Raw genomic sequence first — 20,394 nt, 5'->3', positions numbered from 1 at the left:
CGGGCGGGGGAAATTCGGTGGTGGTCCAGACCTGTTGCTGATACCTCTTCGTGTCCGTGACGGACAACACGTACAAGTCTGAGGCCGCCGAACGGATTCCCGTCCCGGGTTCTGCACCGGCCGAGCCGCCCGCATTGTGGAACCGTAACTTCCGGCTCTTCTTCGTCGCCCGCGCGGTCGCCGTCTTCGGCGAGGGCATGGTCCCGGTCGCCTACGCCGCCGGACTCCTCGGCGCCGGTCACCCCGGCTCCACCGTCGGCTTCGCGCTCGGCGGCTGGACCGCCGCCTTCGCGCTCTTCGTGCTCTTCGGCGGCGTCCTCGCCGACCGGTTCACCGCCCGCCGCATGATGATCCTCGCGGACCTGCTCCGGCTCCCCGGCGCCGCCGTCCTCGCCGTCTCCTTCACCCTCGGCAGCCCGCCCCTGTGGGCCGTCTACACCCTGTCCGTCCTCAGCGGCGTGGGCGCCGCCCTCTTCCAGCCGGGGGTCGCCTCCACGATCCCGCGCATCGCCCCCGACGTGCAGCGCGCCAACGCCGTCCTGCGGGTCGTCGAGGCCCTCATGATCATGGCGGGACCGGCCGCGGCGGGCCTGCTCGTCGCCGTGTGGAACGCCGGCGCGGCCTTCGCCGTCAACGGCCTGACCTTCGCCGTCAGCGCCCTCTGTCTCGCCCTCATGCGGCTCGTCCCCATCCCGTCCGACACGGCCCGCCGCGACTCCCTCGGCGCCGAACTCGCCGGCGGCTGGCGCGAGTTCCGCTCACGCAGCTGGCTGTGGGGGGTCATCTGCATCTGGACCGTGTACGGGCTGACCGTCGCGGGCCCGATGGTGCCGCTCACCGCGAGCCTGGTCACCGGAGAGCACGGCTCAGCCACGTACGGCGTGCTCATGGCGATCAACGGCGCGGGCAGCGCCGTCGGCGGCCTCCTCGCCCTCCGGCTGCGGCCCCGCCGCCCCCTCGCGGCGGGCGCGGTGGCCCTCCTCGGCCTCCCCGTGAACCTCCTCCTGCTCGGGACGGGCGCCCCGGTGGGGCTGCTCGGCGCGGGTCAGTTCATCGGAGGCGCGGCCTTCGCCTTCTGGCTGGTCATGTGGTCCACCGCCGTCCAGACCCACGTCCCGCAGGAGGCCCTCAACCGGATGCACGCGTACGACGTGGCCGGCTCGCTCCTGATGATGGGCGTCGGCCGGACCCTCTCGGGCCCGGTGGCGGCGGCGGTCGGCACGGAGGAGGTGCTGCTCACGGGCGCGGGCATCGCCGTACTCGTCGTCACGGCGCTGCTCGCCGTACGCCCGGTCAGGAGGCTGCCGCGGGTGTAGCGCTCAGGCCTTGGAGGCCGGAGCGTCGGGGCCGCAGGACAGGAGGGCCGCCTGCCGGACCGGATCGCGCTCGCTCGCCTCCGCGATCGACTCGGAGCACTCCAGGACGCCCGATCCGTCGATGGTCCAGCTGGTCGCCCGGCCCGCCACCGGCCTGTCGGTGCCGCAGGTGTACCGGAAGTCGGCGGTGACCTGCTCCACCCAGGAGTAGTCCACGAAGGTCCCCGCGCCGAGGACCTCGGTGCGGTTCTTGTCGGGCACCGGCGAGGGCCGGTTGACGTCGGCGAACGCGAACTCGATGCCTTCGGTCTGCTCCGTCTTCCCGATGCGGGCGCCCAGGGAGATCAGGGCGGCCTTCGACTGGGCGGCGCCGGCCCGCGTCCCCTTGTCGAAGGTGACGGTGACCTGCGGCGTGTGGAGCACCATCGGCCGGCGCGTGAGCGCGCCGCCTCCCTTGCCGAGCGTCTCCTTCTCGGCGACGCTCGTCAGGACGTCCCGCTTGTCGACGTTGAACCACTCGTACCTGCCGTTCTTGCAGGCGGCGTTGAGCGCTGCCGTGGCCGCGGCGGAGCGCTCGTCGGTGCCGGACGTGCAGGCCGCGGTGCCCGCGAGCAGCGCGGCGACGGCACAGGCGGAGAGGAAACCCTCTTTGATCTTCATGCTCGTGTCCCCCAAAACCACTGGTCAGATGGTGGGTCCGACTGTGCCTTCCAAGGGTGAGGCGGGGCAAGGGACTTGAGGTGATTCTGAGCTGGGCCGGGCGGCTCGACCCTTCCTTCGCCCCCGCTGCGCCCTCCGTGCCCGCTGACCCGATCCTTTGGAAACATGTCATTCAGGCCAATGGTGGGAGGTGGGGGAGGGACGCGAAGCTCAGTGGCATGGCCCAGACAACCGAGAGCCCCGCTCCCGCGCCCCCCGCTCGCCGTACGCCCCGCGATCCCCGCGTCCACCGCGCCTGGTTCGTCGCGGCGGTCACCTTCGTCACGATCATCGGCGCGGCGGCCTTCGCCTCCCTGCCGGGCCTGCTGATCGAGCCGCTGCACCGGGAGTTCGACTGGTCGCGCGGCACGATCGGCTTCGCCGTCTCGGTGAACCTCGCCCTCTACGGGCTCACGGCTCCCTTCGCCGCCGCGCTCATGGACCGCTTCGGCATCCGCCGGGTCGTCGCCCTCGCGCTGACGGTCATCGCCGTCGGCTCCGTCCTCACCGTGTGGATGACGGCCGCCTGGCAGCTCGTCCTCTACTGGGGCGTGCTCGTCGGCCTCGGCAGCGGCTCGATGGCGCTCGCCTTCGCCGCGACCGTCACCAACCGCTGGTTCGTCGCCCGCCGCGGCCTCGTCACCGGCATCCTCACCGCCGCCGGCGCCTCCGGGCAGCTCGTCTTCCTGCCGCTGCTCTCCTGGCTGGTCGAGCACCACGGCTGGCGCCCCGCCGCCGTCACCGTCGCCCTGGCGGCGCTCGCGGTCGTCCCCTTCGTGTGGCTCCTGCTCCGCGACCACCCGGCGGACACGGGCCTCGCCCCGTACGGCGGGGAGTACACCGAGAAGCCCGCCCCCGTCACGGGCGCCGCGCGCCGGGCCGTCACCGTCCTGTTCAAGGCGGCCCGCACCGGCCCCTTCTGGCTGCTCGCCGGCACCTTCGCGATCTGCGGCGCGTCCACGAACGGCCTGGTGAAGACCCACTTCGTACCGGCGGCCCACGACCACGGGATGCCGGTGACGGCGGCGGCCGGACTGCTCGCGGTCATCGGAGTCTTCGATGTCGTCGGCACGATCGCCTCCGGCTGGTTCACCGACCGCTTCGAGGCCCGCCGGCTCCTCGCGGTCTACTACGCGCTGCGCGGTGTCTCGCTCCTCTTCCTGCCGATGCTGCTCGCGCCCAGCGTGCACCCGCCGATGCTGTTCTTCATCGTCTTCTACGGCCTGGACTGGGTGGCCACGGTCCCGCCGACGATCGCCCTCTGCCGCGAGCACTACGGCGAGGACTCGGCGATCGTCTTCGGCTGGGTCCTCGCCTCCCACCAGGTCGGCGCGGCCCTCGTCGCCTTCGGAGGCGGTGTCGCCCGGGACGTCTTCGGCTCGTACGACGTCGTCTGGTACGCCTCCGGCGCGCTGTGCGCGGCGGCGGCGCTGATGGCCCTGGTCATCCGCCGGCCCCGGACGGAGGCGCTGACCCTGGCGGGAGCATGATGATCGCCAGGGGGTGATCGCCGATGAGCGGTCCTGACATGGGGCGCACGCACGCCCGGATGCTGCGGGTCTCGACGCTGGCCCTGTGCCTGGAGGCCGGGGTGGCCCTGGCGGCGCTGATGACGGTGGGCCTGTCCACGGAGCCGGAGCCGGGGGAGGACACCGGCGGAGGTGGCCTGTTCCTGCTGCTGCTCCCGTTCTTCGCGGTGTTCGGCGTACTGGCAGCGTTCGCGGTCTCGGCCGTACTGGTCCTGCCGGTGATCCTGCTGGGCGAGGACCTCGGGCGGAAGTCAGGCCGCGACCCGCTCTGGTGGCAGCTCTCCCTGGCGGGCCTCGCCGGCGCCCTCCTCGCACCGCTCGCGGGCGTGCGGGGATGGATCGCGGGCTGGACGGTCCTGGCGGTGGCGGCGCTGCTCACCCGGCGGGCGAGGCAGGGCTACTTCGTCTCCCTGCTGCTGTGGGGCACGCTCGCGGTGGTGAGCGTCTTCATGGTGGGCGGGATGGTCCTGTACGCGCAGGGCTAGGAGCCGGCTAGGAGCTGAACCGCCCGAACCGCCCCCGATGGAACAGCAGCGGCGCCCCGTCCCCGTCCTCCGCCGCGCCGAGCGACTCGACCCGTCCGACCACGATCAGATGGTCGCCGCCGGTGTGGACGGCGGTGATCGTGCAGTCGATCCAGGCGGGCGAGTGGGCCAGGCGCGGTGAGCCGGTGGCCGGGGCGGGGTCCCACTCCACCCCCGCGAACTTGTCGGCCCCGCTCACCGCGAACGACCGGCACAGCTCGCCCTGCCCGGCCCCCAGGATGTTGACGCAGAAGGTGCCGGCGTCGGCGATCCGGGGCCAGGTCGTCGACGTACGGGCGACCATGAAGGCGACCAGGGGCGGGTCGAGGGAGAGCGAGGCGAAGGACTGGCAGGCGAACCCGGCCGGCCCTTCCGCGTCGAGGGCGGTCACGATCGTGACCCCGCTCGCGAAGTGACCGAGGACGCGGCGGAATTCGGCCGGGTCGACGGGCGGTCGCTCGTCCTCCCGTACCGCGCGCAGTACCGGCCGTGGCAGTGGATCGACGGCCGTCGGCGAACCGGCCGCTCTCAGGTGTCGGACGGCGGTGGCCGCCATCCCGGCGTGTCCCATCACACCGTCCATTGAAGCTGACGGTTCGTCAGATAGGAAGCCCCTCGGGGCGACGGTCGTCCGCCGCCCCGAGGGGCTTCCTTCACTCGTGCCTCGCGAGGATCAGCCGACGACCGCCGCGGTCGCCCGGGTCCAGGCGACACCGGAGACGTGACCGGTCCGGTAGGCCGTCACCCGCACGGTGATCTTCGTCCCGAGCTGCGCCCTGGTCAGCGTGAACCAGGCCTTCGTCGCACCGCTGATCGCCCGCCCGTTGGCGTACCACTGATACGCGTACGAGCTCGGCGCCGGCGTCCACGTCCCCCGGTTCAGGGTCAGCGTCCGGCCGACCTTGACGGTGCCGGTGAGGGTGGGGGCCTTGGTCGCCTTCGGGGCGACGCCCTTGACGATGGTGGCCGCGCTGGCGGCGGTCACGGCCGGGTGGCCCGCCTTGCGAGCGGTCACGGAGACGGACAGCTGCTTGCCCTGGAGCGTCGACGGAAGCGTGTACGAGGAGGCCGTGGCCCCCGCGATGATCACGCCGTTGGCCCGCCACTGGTACGCGTACGTGTCGGCCGTCGGCGTCCACGAGCCGCTCGTCGCCGTCACCTTGCCGCCGACGACGACCGTGCCGGTGACCTTGGGGGCGGCGGTGACGCGGAGCGGGGCGATGACGGTGATCTGGCCGCGCGCGAACCTCTCGGCGTCGTGCGTGACCACGGTCGCGTAGAGCTTCGTGCGCGGGGCGCTCGTCAGGTCGAGGGCGACCACCATGCTCCGGCGGTCGGTCGCGACGGAGACCGTCGTCGAGCGGGCGCGGTAGGAGCCGGAGGTGAGCTCGACGACGTCCTTCTCGTGCAGGGCGGTGCCGGTGACCTTCATGGTGATCTTCCCGGCGCCGACGGTGCCGGGGGTGACGGTGCCGATGGTCCGGGCGTCGCTGCCGCAGGGCGAGTGCATGCAGGAGAACTTCGCCGATACCGGCACGGAGGACGTGGTAGGCCTCGACGGCATGCCGATCAGGAGGACGGTCGGCCGGGACACCGGGTACCACTCGTCCTCCGTCGGCGGAACCTCGCACTCGTAGCGCCCGTAGTAGTACCGCTCCGTACAGCCGTCCTGGCGGTCCGCCAGTGTGTACAGCCTGGGGGTCGGCGTGCCCGAAAGGGTGGCACCGGACGTCTGCGGCATGACGAAGCGGTCGCCCGACATCGTCGGGAGCACGGCACAGATCGCGGTCTTCTGCTCGGACAGGGTGGCGACGAGCGGCCCGAAGCCGTAGCTCACGTTGGGGACCTTGGCGCACTCGGGCGCGGGCCCGGCGGCGGTGCCGATCCGGAGTGCGTCGAGGCGGTAGGCGGGGGTGGCGGTCGCGTCCCTCTCGACCTCCACGATCACCTGGTAGCCGGTGGACCCGGTGACGGCACAGCCGTTGAACGGGTCGGCACAGGCATCCGCACCGCCCGGCCGGTACACGCCGAGGGCAAAGGCGGAGGGGTACGGCGTGGCGCGGGCGTTCAGGTGCAGGGTGTCCCGGGCGTCGGCGGTGGTCACCCGGTGGCAGACGAGCCGGCCGGACACGGCGGAGAGGCCGGCGGCCGACGGACGGCCGACCGCTGTGGCGGGGGTCGTGACGCAGCCGCGCGCGGTGGCGGTGACGTCCCGGCGGGTGAGCGTGTGCTCGGAGGGGGAGCCGGCGCTACGGAGGAGCACCGTGTGCGAGAGCCCGGGCGTCAGGGAGCAGCTCACCAAGGTGAAGTCGCCCTCGTCCGCGTCACAGACCCGACGGCCCTTCTCGTCGACGACGGCCACGTCGAGGGAGCTGTAGCCGGTCGCGTTCGTGATCTCCAGGAGTTCGCGGCTCGTGTGGGTGTCCGCCGGAATCTTCAGGCAGTCGGCGAAAGCGTCGGCCTCGACGGTCGCCTTCACCTGGGCCGAGTCGGCGCCGAAGCCGCCCGCGGGGAAGGTCCGGCAGGCGCTCGACACGTCCGTGCGGTGCACGACGAGCCCGTACGAACCGGTGAACGAGGTGCTTCTGCCCGTCACCAGCGCGCGGTACGGGGCGGTGCCGCTGAGGGCGCAGGTGCCCACGGCGGGAAGGCTCCAGCAGATCGACGCGCCGGTCGCGTCCCGCACCGTGACGTCCATCCGCGCGCCGGCGTATGCGGACGAACTCGTCATGAGGGCCAGCTGGGCGCCCTGGGGGGCCGCCAGGTTCACGCAGTCGATCTCGCCAGGCTCAGCGAGGGTGTACCGCTGCGGCTGGGCGAACACCGAGTCCGAGCAGCCCTGCGAGGACCGCGGGTCGGTGATGCGCAGAGGGTCGCCGCCGATGAGGGTGTAGGTGACGCCCGCGGTGAGCCGGCACTCGTAGTCGCAGACCTGTCCGGTCGCTCCGTACATCTCGACGCGCTGGGAGATGCCGTCCGCGTCGTAGGCCCAGATCTCGTACGCGCCGGAGGTGGTCGGCGTGAACGTCCTGCACGGGACAGGAGACACGGCGTCGGCGGGACCGGAGCCGTACGGCGTCACGGACGCCACCGCGCACCCGGCGGGATCGGAGAGGCGTCGGATCTGCACGCTGTACGTGAGGGGGCCGGAGGAGCCGCCGACGCTGACGTCCGAAAGGACGCGGTAGCCGCCGGTCCCGGCGGGCAGCACGCAGGCGTAGCCGACGCTGCAGAGGCGCTTGCCCGTGTCGTCGGTGATCCACCCGGTGAACGTGGCGTACCCGGAGACGCCTTGGAGCTGTGCCTTGACCAAGGCGCCCTGCTCGGCTGTGAAGGAGTGGCAGATGAGGCCAAGGGGGTCGGAGAGGGTGCCGGTCGTCGGTGGTGCGCCGATGTCGGTGCTGACGGGGCCGGTACAGCCCGGGCCCGGCATCAACGGGAAGACCGCGATCCGCGTCTCACCCGTGTAGCCCCCCGCGTGGTTGCCGATGTCGAGCCGGTACGTGCCGACGGCCAGGTGGCAGGGATTGAAGTCGATCCCGGCCGTGGGGCACACGGGCGTTCCGCCGGAGGAGAACGTGGCGGTCAGGCTTCCGGTGCCCCGCACCTTGTGCGGTCCCGGCCGCTCCACCGTCACCGTGAAACAGACGGAGCCGGGGGCGGGCACGGACACCGTCCTGGCCGCGTCGCCCGAGTCGCCGAAGGGGGCGAGCGGCAGGGCGGGGCAGTTGTCGATGGTGGGGGCCGTGGTGGGGGTGGGCGCCGGGTCGACCGTCGGGGTCGGGGTCGGGGTCGGTTCCGGGGTCGGGTCCGGGGTCGGGTCCGGTGTCGGAGTCGGGTCCGGGGTCGGTGTCGGGTCCGGGGTCGGTTCCGTCGACGTCGACGAAGGTTCCGGTTCCGGTTCCGTCGACGTGGACGAAGGTTCCGTAGCCGGTTCCGTTTCCGGCGCGGGAGCCGTGCTCGCGGTGGCAGCCGGCGTGGCGGCCACCGCCACCCCCGCCGGCAGCATCGGGCTCAGCAGAGCAGTGAGAAGCGCGGGAACGAGAAGAAGGGATCTTCGAGACCTGCGGGATCTTTGGCGCGAGCGCGCGGAGTTGGGCATTCCGTTCCCCCCGGAGCGGCAGTGTGTGGCATATGCGCGACACACCATATGGCTCCGGTACGACAGCCTCCGCTACCGCCCCTCGTACCGCGCCTCCCGCCGCTCCACGAAGCTCGCCACCCCCTCCTGCGCGTCCCGCGTCCCCATGTTCAGCTCCTGGGCCGTCGCCTCCGTCGCGAAGGCCGTCGTGCGGTCCACGTCCAGGGAGGCGTTGACCAGCTGCTTCGTCAGGGCGAGGGCTCGCGTCGGGCCCTGGGCCAGGCGTTCGGCCCATTCGCGGGCCGTCTTCTCCAGGGTCTCCGCCGGGACGACCCGGTTCACCAGGCCCAACCGTTCCGCCTCCGCCGCCGGCACCGCGTCGCCGAAGAACATCAGCTCCTTCGCCCGCTGCGGCCCGATCAGCCGGGGGAGGAGGTACGCGCCCCCGCCGTCCGGGACGAGTCCCCGCCGTACGAACACCTCGATGAAACGCGCCGAGTCCGCCGCAAGCACCAGGTCGCACGCGAAGGCGAGGTGCGCCCCGATGCCCGCCGCCGTGCCGTTCACCGCCGCGATCACCGGCTTCTCGCAGCCCAGTACGGCCCCGATGAACCGCTGCGCCCCGAGCCGGATCATCCGGGCCACGTCCCCGGCCACCCGGTCACCCGACGAGGACGGCGACCCCCGCAGGTCCGCGCCCGCGCAGAAGCCCCGGCCCGTCGCCGTGACGACCACCGCCCGGATCTCCGGGGCGGCGGAGGCCGACGCCAGCAGGTCGATGATCCGTTCCCGCTGGTCCCAGGTGACCGCGTTCATCGCCTCAGGGCGGTTGAGCGTGATCCAGGAGACGCCGTTCTCCACGGCGTGCAGCACGTCCGGCACGGAAGAGGCTCCTTATCGGCAGACCGCGAGCGCGTCCAGGGCCACCGCCCCCTGCCCGCGCGGCAGCACCATCAGCGGGTTGATGTCCAGTTCGGCGAGGTCGCCGTCGAGTTCGAGGGCCATCCGCTGTACCCGCAGCACGACCTCGACGAGCGCGTCGATGTCGGCCGGCGGAGCGCCCCGTACGCCCTCCAGGAGCGCCCGGCCGCGCAGCTCCGCGAGCATGGAGCGGGCCTCCCGCTCGCCGAAGGGCGGCACGCGGACGGCGGTGTCGTTGAGGACCTCCACCAGGACCCCGCCCAGACCCACCGTCACCGTCGGCCCGAAGAGTTCGTCGCGGGTCACGCCCACCACCATCTCGACGCCCCGCCCGACCATCTGGCAGACGAGGACGCCGTCGAGGTCGATCGACTCGTACCGCGCGATGTCGGTGAGCTCGCGGTACGCGTCCCGGACCTGGCTCGCGGAGGTCAGCCCGACCTTCACCAGGCCCAGCTCCGTCTTGTGCGCGAGCTGCGCGCCCGACGCCTTCATCACCACCGGGTAGCCGACGAGCCCCGCCGCCCGGACCGCCGCCGCCGCGCTCGTCACGAGCTGCTCGCGCGGCACCCGTATCCCGTACGCCCGCAGAAGCTGCTTCGCCGCGTGCTCGCTGAGCCGCCGGCCCGGCCGCACGAGGGCCTGCGCCTTGCGGAAGGAGGGGGAGGGGGTGCGGGGGGCCTCGTCGAAGGGGGAGCGGTAGCCGATGGTGAAGCGGTGGTGGTCGAGATAGGCCTTCACGGCCCCGATGCAGTTCCCGAACGTCCGGAAGGTGGCGACACGCGAGGAGCCGAGGAGGGTCGTGCGGTACGCCTCCTCCGTCCCGACCGGGGAGCCCCACACCACGCACACCAGCTTGTCCGTCGCCTCGGCGGCGTCGACCAGGTCCTGCGCGAGCTTGTCGCTCATGGGCGGGAAGGGGCCGGTGATCGGACAGATGAGGACGCCGACGGAGGGGTCCGCGAGGATCGCGTCGATGATCTTCCGGCCGCGCCAGTCGCCCACCGGGTGACCGCCGTTGTCGACGGGGTTGGAGACGCTCAGGTACTCCGGGATCCACTGGTGCAGTTCGTCCTGCTTGGCCTGCGGCAGGGTGGGGAGTTCGAGCCCGGCCGCCGTCGCCAGGTCGGCGAAGTGGGCGCCCGTACCGCCGGAGATCGAGTAGACGACGACTCCGTCCGCCTGCGGCCTGCGGGCGCGGGCGAGCAGGGTCGCGGTGTCCTGGAGCTGGTCGAGCCCGTCGACCCGGATCACCCCGTACTGGCGCATGGCCGCGTCGACGACCTGGTCGGCGCCGGTGAGCTTGCCGGTGTGGGAGGCGGCGGTGCGGGCCCCGGTCTCGGTGCGGCCGACCTTCACGGCGACGACGGGGACGCCCTGGCGTGCGGCCCGGTCGGCGGCGAGGAGGAAGGAGCGGCCGTCCTTGAGTCCCTCGACGTAGCAGGCGATGGCCCCGACCTCGGGCAGTCCGGCGAAGTACGAGATGAAGTCGGAGGTCTCCAGGTCGGCTTCGTTGCCGGTGGGCGCCCAGTGGGAGAGCCGGACGCCCAGCTCCTGGAGGGTGAAGACGGGCCGCCCCTGGTGACCGGACTGGGTGATGAGGGCGACGGCCGGGCCTTCGAGGTCGTCGCGGAAGCGCTCGAAGGCGTTGAGGTTGGTGTTGGGGCCGAGGAGCCGGAGCCCCGAGCGGCGTACGGCGGCGGCGAGCCGTTCCTGCGCGGCGGCGCCCGCCTCGCCGGTCTCGGCGAAGCCGGAGGCGAAGGCGACGGCGAACCGCACCTTCGTGTCGGCGAGTTCCTCGATGACGGGGAGCGGGTCGGCGACGAGGAGGACGGCGAGGTCGACGGGTTCGGTGAGCGCGGCGACGGAGGGCACGCAGTCGATCCCGAAGACGCTCGTACGGGTCGGATGCACGGGCACGAGCCGGGCGCCGACCCGCTCGGCCCAGGCGAGCAGCTGCCGGGTGATGCCGGTGTTGGGGCGGCCCTCGGTGTCGGAGGCGCCGACGACGGCGACGGACCCGGGCCGGAAGAACCGGTCGAGGTCGGGTACGGGGGCGTGCAGCGGCCGGCCGCTGACGTCCTGGTCGCCGGGGGCGGCGGTGACGCCGTGCACGACGCCGGTGGGCTCCTCCCCGCAGGCGACCACGCGTGCGCGGAGATCGGTGGTGAAGGTGCCGTGAGTCGATCCAAGCATCGTTCCGCTCCACCTTCCGCCCATGACCATTGACCTGACGCATAGTCAGATTACAGAACTGACGCTCAGTCAGGAATGGTTGTGCGGGGTGGATGTTCGGGAAGTCCTCAGGACCCCGAGTTCCCGCGTCCCCAAGCCCCCAAAAGTCCCCAAGACCGTTGGTCCGAAACTGCCTTGGTCTTCGTCGGTTGTGACGCCCGTGCGACGGCGAGGAGCAGGACGCCGCAGACCGCGACCAGGATCCAGCCCGGACGTGACGCCTCCGCGAGCTCCGCCGGGCCGGCGGCCGCGACCAGGCCGCCGGCGAGCGCGATGCCGAGGGCGGAGCCGAGCTGCCGTGCCGTGGAGGTGATCGCCCCGGCCACGCCGGCGCGGGCGAGCGGCAGTCCGTTGACCGCGGTGTTGGTGATCGGGGCGTTGGCGAAGCCGAACCCGATGCCGATGAGCGAGAGCGCGCCGAGGAGCAGGAACACGCTGGTGTGCGGGGTGAGGCGGACCAGGCACAGCCCGCCGGCCGTCAGGAAACCGCCGGCGAGGAGCAGCGGCAGCCGCGGTCCGGTGCGTCCGACCATGCGGCCTGACCAGGGCGCGCAGACGGTCGCACCGACGGCCAGGGGCAGGCTTGCCGCGCCGGCGGCCAGCGGCGTCCATCCCCGGGTGTGCTGGAGGTAGAGGGTGTTCAGGAGCAGCGTCATGTTCAGGGCGACGAAGACCGCCACCGCGCCGACGACGGCACCGCTGAAGGCGGGGCGCCCGAAGAGCCGTAGATCCATCAGCGGTTCACGTCGGCGGGACTCGACCCACACGAAACCGGCCGTCGCCGCGGCGGCGCCCGCGTATCCCGCGAGCGCCGCGGGCGACGACCAGCCGATGCGCGGCCCCTCGATGAGGACGCCGACCGCGACCGCGAGGGCGACGGCCAGCAGGAGCTGGCCGGGCAGGTCGAGCCGCCGGGCCCGCTCGGCCCGGGACTCCGGCACGAACACCGCGCTGAGCAGCAGGGCGGCCACGATGACGGGTGCGTTGATCCAGAAGAGCGCCCGCCAGTCGAGCCCCGCGAGGAGCGCGCCGCCCGTGAGGGGGCCTGCGGCCATGCTCAGTCCGAACACCGACGCCCAGACGCCGATCGCCCGCGCCCGTTCCTTCGGGTCCGGCATCGCGTTCACCACGATCGCGAGCGCCACGGGGCTGAGCATCGAGGCGCCGACCCCCTGCAGGGCGCGGCCCGCGACGAGCGCGCCCGCCGACGGGGCGAGCGCGCAGAGCAGCGAGGCCATGCCGAAGACGGCCAGCCCGCACTGGAACACCCGGCGGCGCCCGAAGCGGTCCGCCAGCGCGCCGGAGGAGATCAGGAGACCGGCCAGGACGAGGGTGTAGGCGTCCACGACCCATTCGAGACCGCGCGTGTCGACGTCCAGGCCGCGCCCGATGGCCGGCAGACCCACATTGACGATGGTGGTGTCCAGGCCCACCAGGAACATGCTCAGACAGCAGACGGCCAGCACCGTCCAGCGTCTGCGCGCGCTCAGTACAGGTTGGGCCGGCCGAACGGGCTGATCGGGTGGAGAGAGCTGATCGGGTGGAGAGAGCTGATCGGGTTGAGAGAGCTGATGGGGCTGATCTGGCTGAGCGGCGTGTGCCGACGTCGCCTTCGGCGCGGTCATGGTCCACCCCTGAGGTCCGGGAACAGTGCCCGGCAAGGCTCCGCCCGCGTGACGACCGCAGGCCAGCGATGTTGCCGACACCGCAAATCCGGGACGGACCGCGACCTCGGAGCTAGCGGCCCCGGGAGATCCCCCGCGCGATCCTGCGCGCGATCTTCTCCGCGTCGATCGCCAGCTCGCGCAGCATCCCGCTGATCGGGTTGGTGAAGCCCTGGAAGTACAGTCCCGGCGCCTCGCGCGGGCAGCGTGCCCCGTGCACCACCGGCCGTCCGTTTCCGTCGAGCACGCCGTCCAGGTGTCCGAGCAGCGGCTCCAGGGCGCGCCGGTAGCCGGTCGCCGCGATCACCGCGTCCGGGGCGATCCGGGTGCCGTCCGCGAGGAGCACCTCGCCGTCCTCGAAGGCCTCGACGGCGGCGACGACCTCGACCTTCCCGGCCCGTACGGCCTCGATGAGGCCCACGTCCTGCACCGGGACCGCGCCTTCCCGCTGGCGGGTGGCGAGACCCTTCTCGGGGCGGGGCAGCCCGTGTGCCGACAGGTCCGGCAGGAAGCAGCGGCCGATCACCTCGCCCAGCCGGTCGACCACGGCCGTCGGCAGGCGCCGCACCAGGATGCCGCTGCGCTGGGCGGGCCAGCCGAGGGTCGTGCGCCGCACGATGTGCGGGACGGTCCGCACCGCGAGCCGTACGCGCCCGGCGCCGCCCTCGGCGAGGTCGGCGGCGATCTCGGCCCCGGTGTTCCCGGCGCCCACGACGAGGACGTCCTTCCCCGCGTACGGCTTCGGGTTGCGGTACTCGCGGGCGTGGCTCAGCCCGCCCTTGTACGCGTCGAGCCCGGGCCACTCCGGCAGGCGCGGGGTGTGGTTGTAGCCGGTGGCCACGACCACCGCGCTCCCGGTGAGCCGACGCCCGCCGGTCGCGTGCAGGACCCACTCCGCGCCCGCCCGGTCGACACGGAAGACCTCGACGCCCGTCACGATCTCCAGCTCGTGCTTCTCCGCGTACTTCTCCAGGTACCGCACGACGTCGGCGCGGGCGACCCAGCGCCCGAAGGAGCGGGGTATCCGCAGGCCGGGGAGGCCGGAGAGGCGCCGGGTGGTGTGGAGCCGCAGCCGGTCGTAGTGGGTGCGCCAGGAGGCCCCGACGGCGTCGGACTTCTCCAGGACGACGGCCCGTACTCCGCGCTCGCGCAGGGAGGCGGCGACGGCGAGTCCGCCGGGGCCGCCGCCGATGACGTACACGGGGTGAGCGGGAGTCTGCTGGGAAGTGGTGGCCATGAATGCTGAGCGTAATGACGTGTACACGCAGTGGGTCTCGACCAAGAGGGATTTCGGTTGCGAATCGGTCACGCCCGCCGAGCGCCCGCCGACCTCTTGCGCGACCGGCCCGCCCTGCGCTGAACTGACGTACCGTCAGATTTCCGTGATTCAGCTCGTGGGGGCGCGCATGCAGACCGTCTGGCTCACCGGCGCCGAATGGCTCGCCGTCCTCCGCATCGGCCTCGGCCTGTGGTGGCTGGAGAGCTGGCGGCACAAGGACAGGAAGGGCTGGTTCGAGCGCGGCACCGGCATCGCCTGGGCCGCCGACGTCGCCGCCAAGCACAAGTGGCCGCAGGTGAAGAAGGGCTTCGACACCGTCGTCGCCCCCCGCCCCAAGGTCATGGCGTACGTCGTCGTCTACGCCGAACTCGCCCTCGGCCTCGGCCTGGTCGTCGGCTTCCTCACCCCGGTCGCCCTCGTCGGCGGCCTCCTCCTCAACCTCCTCTACCTCGTCCTGATGATCCACGACTGGGCCGAGCAGGGGCAGAACGCGATGATGGCGCTGATCTCCCTGGTCGCGCTCCTCGCGATGTCCTGGCAGACCTGGTCCCTCGACCACGCGATCGGACTCTTCTGATGACGGCAGCCGACCCCGACATCGACACCTTCACCCGCCCGTACTGGGACGCCGCCGCCCAGGGCCGGCTCCTGCTGCGCCACTGCGCGGCCTGCGACCGGACCCACCACTACCCGCGCGAGTTCTGCCCCCACTGCTGGAGCGAGGACGTCCGCTGGGAGCCGGCGAGCGGCCGCGCCACGCTCTACACGTGGTCGGTCGTCCACCGGAACGACCTCCCGCCCTTCGGCGAGCGCGTCCCGTACGTCGCCGCCGTCGTCGACCTCGCGGAGGGCCCGCGCATGATGACGGAGGTCGTGGACGTGCCGGAGGCGGAGCTCCGGATCGGCATGGAGCTGCGGGTCGCCTTCCGGGCGGAGGGCGAGACGACGGTGCCGGTCTTCACGGCGGGTCACGCCCGGTCGTGACCGGTCACGACTTCACGTAGGCCGCGGCCAGTGAGGGCCCCCGCCCGTCGAGGGTGAGTCCCTCCAGGTCCCGGTGGAACGGCAGCAGGTTCTCGTACCGGCAGATCGGCACCACCACCGCGAGGCTCACGAGCAGTTCGTCCACCTTGGCCCACGCCGCCGCCTGCGCACCGTCGCCCGTCGCCGCCGTCGCGCGGTCGATCGCCCGGTGCAGGGCGGGGTCGTCGAACGCGCCGAGCCCCTGGCCGTCCGGCACCCGCGTGTCGAAGTGGGAACGGAAGAACAGCGAAGGATCGGGCGAGTACGTGGAGAGGGTCACCACGTGCAGGTCGTAGTCGTAGGCGCCCGGACGGATCCCGGATCCGGTGGGCGGTACCCCCACGTCGGCCGCCCGCGCCCGGAACCCGGCCCTCAGCAGGGCGTCGACGAAGGCCGCCGCCCGCTCGCGGCCGTTCGGCTCGCCCTGCGTGTGCGCGACGACGAGTTCGCGCGGCGGCGCTCGTGTCCCGAGTGTCTTCCGGGCGCGCTCCGGGTCACCGTTCTCCGCCGCCCCGAGCGGCCCGGCGCCGGAGTCCAGGTGGCCTCGTACGCCGGGCGGAAGGATGCGGGTGGTGGGCACGGCCTGGCCCTCCGCGAGGATCCGGTGCACATCCTGCCGGGGGAAGGCCAGCGCCAGCGCCAGCCGCACGTCTCGGTCCCACACCCGCCGCGTGTTGACCACGTAGAGGCTCACCGTGGTGCTCGGCGCCTCCGCGAACCGCAGAACCGACATGACGTCGGGAGCGAGGGGAGTGTCGGGGTCGGTGCTGCCGTCGCCTCCGAGAGACACCACCGGGCGTCGGGCGGGCGACGAGCGGATTCGCTCGGCCAGCGATCGCCCGGCCGCCTCCCATACCTCGAAGCGGTACGTGTCGGGGAAGGCCGTCCGCAGCGGATCGGTGGCGGGGTCCCAGTGCGGGTTCCGCCGCAGCGTGGGACGCATTTCCCCGTTCTCGGTCTGGTTCCACGCGATCCTGTAGGGCCCGCAGGCAGCCCGTGTGGACTCGTCGCGCGCACGGTTGGTGGCGACCGGGGCCGGTGCCCCCGCCGGTCCGGCGAGGAGGAAGGGGAAACCCGTGTCCGGCGTCCTCAACCGGTAGACGACGGTCCGGCGGTCCGGCGCCTCGACCCGCAGGACGGTCGCCGAGAGCAGGACCCCGAGCGGGTCCGGTTCGGGGTCCTCGTCCAGGAGGGTGCGGGCACGGGTGAAGTCCGCACTCGTGACGGCGGTGCCGTCCTCGTACCGGACGTCCTCCTTCAGAGTGAACGTCCACGTCCGGCCGCCGTCCGTCATCCGCCCCGGGGCGGTGGCGAGGTCGCCGACGAGCATGAGGCGTCCGTCCGCAGTTCTCTTGTAGCCGGTGAGAGTGCGGGAGACGAGCTGACGGAGCAGGGCGATGCCCTCCGTGGGCGCGAGCCGGCCCGGACCCGATGCGTCGGGCAGCGGCGTGCTCAGGATCGTCACCTCCCTGCCCCGACGGGCACCGTCGGGTGTGGGGGCCGGGCCCCGGGAGTCGGCGGCGGTACCGACGAGCGTGTCGTACGGGAGGGAGGAGTCCGTACTCCCCGCCGCCCCGCCCTTCCCGTCACCCCCGGGCTCGTCGAGCATGCCCAGGGCCATGCCGCCACCGCCGAGGACCACGGCCCCGACGACGGACAGGAAGTTACGGCGGGAGGGGGGTGGTTCGACTGTGCTCTCGGGCTCGGGTTCCGGCTCGGGTTCCGGCTCGGGTTCGGGTTCGGGCTCTGGCTCCGGCTCCGGTTCGGGCTCTGGCTCTGGCTCCGGCTCCGGTTCGGGCTCTGGCTCCGGCTCCGGTTCGGGCTCTGGCGCGGCTTCCGCCCGCACCTCCGCCTGCGCCGCTTCCGCTTCCCCTGCCGGTTCGGGCGGGGCGATCCGGTAGGAGGTCTCCGGTGTGAGTACGGGATCGGGCTCGTCCTCGGGTAACGGCCCGGGCTCGTCCTCGGGTACGGACACGGGGGCGGCCCTCTCGGCGGACACGACCGACTTCCCCGCGCCGGCCAGCGCTTCGAGCCGCTCGATCGCCGTCTCCGCGTCCGGCCGTTCCGCCGGGTCCTTCGCCAGCAGGTCGGCGATCAGCTCCGCCCACCCGTCCGGCAGCCCGGGCCGTTCGCCGTCGATCGGCGGAGGCGGTTCGTGGAGATGGTGGTGGATCAGGGCCGCCGCCGATCCCGACATGAACGGCGGGTTCCCGGCGAGGAGTTCGTGCAGGACGCAGCCCAGCGAGTAGAGGTCGCCGCGCGGTTCGTCGGGCCCGTCCTTGAACCGCTCCGGTGCCATGTAGAGCACGGTGCCGTTCGGCCCGTCGCCCGTGCGCGTCAGCCGCTGCGTCGCGGCGTCGACGAAGGTGGCGACCCCGAAGTCGAGCACCTTGACCAGGTCCTCGTCCGTGAGGAAGACGTTCGCGGGCTTGATGTCCCGGTGCACGACCCCCGCCCGGTGCGCGACGGCGAGCGCCCGGCAGATCTGGGCGCCGATCCGCGCCACCTCGCCTGCTGCGAGCGGCCCCTCTTCGCGCAGCCACGCCGCGAGCGTCCGCCCGGTGAGCATCGGCATCACGAGGTACGGAAGGTCGGGCCCGTCCTCGCGGACCGCTGTCCCGTGGTCGTGGATGCCGACGATGTACGAGCTCTCCAGGACCGCCGCCGCTCGCGCCTCCCGGTGGAAGAGCGCGATCAGCCGCTCCCTGTCCGCCTCGGGCATGTCCTCGGGGGCGGCGAGCAGCTTCACGGCCACGTGGCGACCGAGGCGCGTGTCCTCGGCGCGCCACACGACGCCCATGGCTCCGGCGCCGACCCGCTCGACGAGCCGGTACCGGCCGTCCAACATCCTTCCCCGCATGGGGATCAATCTAGCGGCGGGGAAAGTGGGTTGACGGGTCAGACGGGGGAGACGTTCCGCCAGAGGTGGCTCCTGTCGCTCGGATTGCAGGTGTACTGCATCAGGAACGGCGGGCCGGGGATCATGCAGTCGCCGGTGTTCACGTTCTTGATCGTGTGGCCGCTGGACGTCTTGGTGCCGATCGTCCACGACTGGAGGCTGGAGCCGTCGCAGTCCTTGGAGGTGAAGCCGGGCGTCCCGCCCGGCTGGAGGCATTTGCCGGACGCCTTGTTGACCAGCCGGAAGGTGCCGCCCCCTGTGGACGAGTAGGTCCAGGCGTAGGTGATGGTGCCGCTGTTGGGCTGGGTGCCGCACGGGGCGGTGTTGACCATGGTGCCGCCCCACGCGGGGTTGCTCTCGGACAGGCACTCCCCGCTGGAGACGTTCGCGATGGAGTACGTCCCCGAGGGCCCCGAGCCGCCGCCGGTCGACGGCGGGGGAGCGGGCCGGGTGGTCGTCCGGGTGGGCTGAGGCGCGGGCGGCTGCGTGGTCTTCGTCCCGCCTCCACCGCCGGGGCTGGTCGTGGTCGACCCGCCGCCGCCCGGGGCGGTCGTCGAACCGGTCCCGGCGTCACCGCCGGAGCCGCTGCCCGAGCCGCTCCCGGACCCGCTCCCGGATCCGTTTCCGCCGCCGGGCAGGGTCCCGCCGCCGCCCGCGCCTCCCGTGCCGGGCGGCGGTGCCGCCGTGGACCCGCCCGGAGGTACGGAGGCCGGCCCCGAGGAGGCCGAGGCGGAAGCGGACGCGGAGGCGCCCGGCTTCGCGGAGGAGGACGAGGCCACGGGCGCGGGATTGCCGGGCGCCGGCTGCGAGGCGACGGCGGAAGGCGAGCCCGAGGTGTCGGGGGCGGCGCCGAGGCGGCCGATCTCGTACGGGCCGAGCGCGACGGTCAGAGTGGTGCCGGTCGCCACGACGACGGGCACGGCGAGCATGACGAATCGATTCCGCCTGACCCGCTTGGCACCCGGAGCCGCGGCCCCGGTGACCGCGACGGGGTCGGGCGCGGCGGTGGCCGGCTCCTTCCCGGCCTGCGGGGTGAGCGAGGCGGTCGCGACGTCCTTGGCCGGCTCGATCCGCTCCAGCTCGGCCAGGTGCTCGGCGGTGGGCGCCCCGGCGGCGAAGGTGGCGCGCTCGCCGATGCGGTCGGCGACGGCGGCGGGCCACGTGGCCCCGGTGGCCTTCTCGTCGGCCCGCTCGACGAGCTCGGCGGCGGTCGGCCGGTCCGCCGGGTCCTTGGCGAAGCAGGTCCGGACGAGCGCGGCGAGCTCGGGGTCGGTCTCGGTGAGCTTCCCGAAGTCGGGCTCGCCGTGGACGACGCGGTAGAGGAGGTCGGGTCCGGAGCCGTCACCGAACGGGGGCCGCCCGTTCGCCGCGTACAGGAGCAGGCTGCCCAGGGCGAACACATCGGCCGCACCGGTGAGTTGCCGGTCGGCGACGGCCTGCTCGGGGGCCATGTAGGCGGGGGTTCCGATGACCATGCCGGTCTTGGTGAGCCGGCTCTGGTCGGCGGCGCGTGCCACGCCGAAGTCGATGAGGGAGAGGCCGCCGTCGGTCAGCATGACGTTGGACGGCTTGAGGTCGCGGTGCACCATGTCGGCGCCGTGCACGACCCGCAGTCCGGCCGCCGCGTCCCGCAGGAGCCGCCACAGGGACTCCGGGGGCAGCGGGCCGCCGTGCAGCCGGATGGCCTCGCTGAGCGTGATGCCCGGGATGAACTCGGTGGCGAACCACGGAGGTTTGGCCGTGCGGTCGCTCGCGAGGAGTTTCGTGTTGGCCCCGGCGGGCAGCCGGGCCAGGTTGTCGAGCTCGTGCCCGAAGTGGTTGAGGAAGTCGGCGTCCTCGGCGAGTACGGGAAGGACCCGCTTCACCGCCGCGAACTTCCCTGGTACGGCGCCGAGATAGACCCGCCCCATACCTCCGGAGCCGAGCACGCCGAGGAGCCGGAAGGCCCCGATCCGGCGGGGATCCCCCGCCTCGAGTGGCATGGCTCCGCTGCCGTTCAGACTGCCCGCACCAGAGTGGTCTTCCAGTTCCCCCTGCATGGGCCACACATTAGCTGAGGGTGATTCATCTTCGTACGGAGACCAAGTGCCGGTTTCTGTACGGCGATTGAACGGTCGGTGCGGGGTTCGCGGCGCGTTCATCGTCATGTCATTGCAATGCGCAGGCGAGGTTTGTTGCGTTAGCTCGCATGATGGTTGCAATGAAATCCCGGTACTGACCTGCA

14 protein-coding genes are annotated in these 20,394 nt (G+C 72.7%); 5 read left to right on the top strand and 9 right to left on the bottom strand.

Features of this window, described 5'->3' with window-relative positions:
• Positions 1-50: 50 nt before the first annotated feature.
• Positions 51-1,316, top strand: coding sequence for an MFS transporter (locus tag SGA01_RS15830; protein ID WP_141297149.1), 1,266 nt, complete (start codon positions 51-53; stop codon positions 1,314-1,316).
• Positions 1,317-1,319: 3 nt separating this feature from the next.
• On the opposite strand, the gene SGA01_RS15825 is transcribed toward SGA01_RS15830, so the two are convergent.
• A complete protein-coding gene (locus SGA01_RS15825; protein WP_141297148.1) occupies positions 1,320-1,976 on the bottom strand; it encodes a hypothetical protein in 657 nt (218 codons plus the stop codon).
• 218 nt (positions 1,977-2,194) lie between these two features.
• Here SGA01_RS15825 and SGA01_RS15820 point away from each other — a divergent pair, with 218 nt between their 5' ends.
• Entirely contained in the window at positions 2,195-3,505 is a 1,311-nt protein-coding gene (locus SGA01_RS15820; protein WP_141297147.1) for an MFS transporter, read from the top strand.
• A gap of 38 nt (positions 3,506-3,543) precedes the next feature.
• A complete protein-coding gene (locus tag SGA01_RS15815) occupies positions 3,544-4,029 on the top strand; it encodes a hypothetical protein (RefSeq protein ID WP_141297146.1) in 486 nt (161 codons plus the stop codon).
• Between the two features lie 7 nt (positions 4,030-4,036).
• Here SGA01_RS15815 and SGA01_RS15810 read toward each other — a convergent pair whose 3' ends face one another.
• The 6 genes from SGA01_RS15810 to SGA01_RS15785 all read right to left on the bottom strand — a co-directional run bounded on the left by SGA01_RS15810 (position 4,037) and on the right by SGA01_RS15785 (position 14,206).
• Complete coding sequence (locus SGA01_RS15810; RefSeq protein WP_229918057.1) at positions 4,037-4,639, bottom strand: flavin reductase family protein; 603 nt, start codon at positions 4,637-4,639, stop codon at positions 4,037-4,039.
• 102 nt (positions 4,640-4,741) lie between these two features.
• Positions 4,742-8,077 carry a hypothetical protein gene (locus SGA01_RS41515; protein WP_176602603.1) on the bottom strand — a complete coding sequence of 1,112 codons (3,336 nt, stop codon included), beginning with the start codon at positions 8,075-8,077 and terminating at the stop codon, positions 4,742-4,744.
• 165 nt (positions 8,078-8,242) lie between these two features.
• Positions 8,243-9,031 (bottom strand): enoyl-CoA hydratase/isomerase family protein, encoded by a 789-nt coding sequence (locus SGA01_RS15800; protein ID WP_141297145.1) that lies wholly within the window; start codon positions 9,029-9,031, stop codon positions 8,243-8,245.
• Positions 9,032-9,043: 12 nt separating this feature from the next.
• Positions 9,044-11,266, bottom strand: a complete 2,223-nt coding sequence (locus SGA01_RS15795) for an acetate--CoA ligase family protein (RefSeq protein WP_141297144.1) — start codon at positions 11,264-11,266, stop codon at positions 9,044-9,046.
• Positions 11,267-11,373: 107 nt separating this feature from the next.
• A complete protein-coding gene (locus SGA01_RS15790; protein WP_255325204.1) occupies positions 11,374-12,771 on the bottom strand; it encodes an MFS transporter in 1,398 nt (465 codons plus the stop codon).
• A gap of 271 nt (positions 12,772-13,042) precedes the next feature.
• Complete coding sequence (locus SGA01_RS15785; RefSeq protein ID WP_141297142.1) at positions 13,043-14,206, bottom strand: flavin-containing monooxygenase; 1,164 nt, start codon at positions 14,204-14,206, stop codon at positions 13,043-13,045.
• A 169-nt stretch (positions 14,207-14,375) separates the two neighbouring features.
• Between SGA01_RS15785 and SGA01_RS15780 the strand changes: the two genes are divergently transcribed.
• Complete coding sequence (locus SGA01_RS15780) at positions 14,376-14,825, top strand: DoxX family membrane protein (RefSeq protein ID WP_055641966.1); 450 nt, start codon at positions 14,376-14,378, stop codon at positions 14,823-14,825.
• Positions 14,825-15,232, top strand: coding sequence for a Zn-ribbon domain-containing OB-fold protein (locus tag SGA01_RS15775; protein ID WP_141297141.1), 408 nt, complete (start codon positions 14,825-14,827; stop codon positions 15,230-15,232). The genes SGA01_RS15780 and SGA01_RS15775 overlap by 1 nt, the downstream gene beginning before the upstream one ends.
• 4 nt (positions 15,233-15,236) lie before the next feature.
• Here SGA01_RS15775 and SGA01_RS15770 read toward each other — a convergent pair whose 3' ends face one another.
• Both SGA01_RS15770 and SGA01_RS15765 read right to left on the bottom strand, forming a co-directional pair.
• A complete protein-coding gene (locus tag SGA01_RS15770; protein ID WP_141297140.1) occupies positions 15,237-18,131 on the bottom strand; it encodes a protein kinase domain-containing protein in 2,895 nt (964 codons plus the stop codon).
• Between the two features lie 38 nt (positions 18,132-18,169).
• Entirely contained in the window at positions 18,170-20,152 is a 1,983-nt protein-coding gene (locus SGA01_RS15765) for a serine/threonine-protein kinase (RefSeq protein WP_141297139.1), read from the bottom strand.
• Between the last annotated feature and the right edge of the window lie 242 nt (positions 20,153-20,394).

The organism is Streptomyces gardneri, assembly GCF_006539185.1.
Taxonomy (GTDB): Bacteria; Actinomycetota; Actinomycetes; order Streptomycetales; family Streptomycetaceae; genus Streptomyces; species Streptomyces gardneri.
This window is presented reverse-complemented; position numbering and strand designations above follow the sequence as displayed.

Bases quoted from the DNA above. Each gene is read 5' to 3' on its own strand.
- SGA01_RS15825 (WP_141297148.1), bottom strand. From the start codon at position 1,976: ATGAAGATCAAAGAGGGTTTCCTCTCCGCCTGTGCCGTCGCCGCGCTG.
- SGA01_RS15820 (WP_141297147.1), top strand. From the start codon at position 2,195: ATGGCCCAGACAACCGAGAGCCCCGCTCCCGCGCCCCCCGCTCGCCGT.
- SGA01_RS15815 (WP_141297146.1), top strand. From the start codon at position 3,544: ATGGGGCGCACGCACGCCCGGATGCTGCGGGTCTCGACGCTGGCCCTG.
- SGA01_RS15810 (WP_229918057.1), bottom strand. From the start codon at position 4,639: ATGGGACACGCCGGGATGGCGGCCACCGCCGTCCGACACCTGAGAGCG.
- SGA01_RS41515 (WP_176602603.1), bottom strand. From the start codon at position 8,077: ATGCTGCCGGCGGGGGTGGCGGTGGCCGCCACGCCGGCTGCCACCGCG.
- SGA01_RS15795 (WP_141297144.1), bottom strand. From the start codon at position 11,266: ATGCTTGGATCGACTCACGGCACCTTCACCACCGATCTCCGCGCACGC.
- SGA01_RS15785 (WP_141297142.1), bottom strand. From the start codon at position 14,206: ATGGCCACCACTTCCCAGCAGACTCCCGCTCACCCCGTGTACGTCATC.
- SGA01_RS15780 (WP_055641966.1), top strand. From the start codon at position 14,376: ATGCAGACCGTCTGGCTCACCGGCGCCGAATGGCTCGCCGTCCTCCGC.
- SGA01_RS15775 (WP_141297141.1), top strand. From the start codon at position 14,825: ATGACGGCAGCCGACCCCGACATCGACACCTTCACCCGCCCGTACTGG.
- SGA01_RS15770 (WP_141297140.1), bottom strand. From the start codon at position 18,131: ATGCGGGGAAGGATGTTGGACGGCCGGTACCGGCTCGTCGAGCGGGTC.
- SGA01_RS15765 (WP_141297139.1), bottom strand. From the start codon at position 20,152: ATGCCACTCGAGGCGGGGGATCCCCGCCGGATCGGGGCCTTCCGGCTC.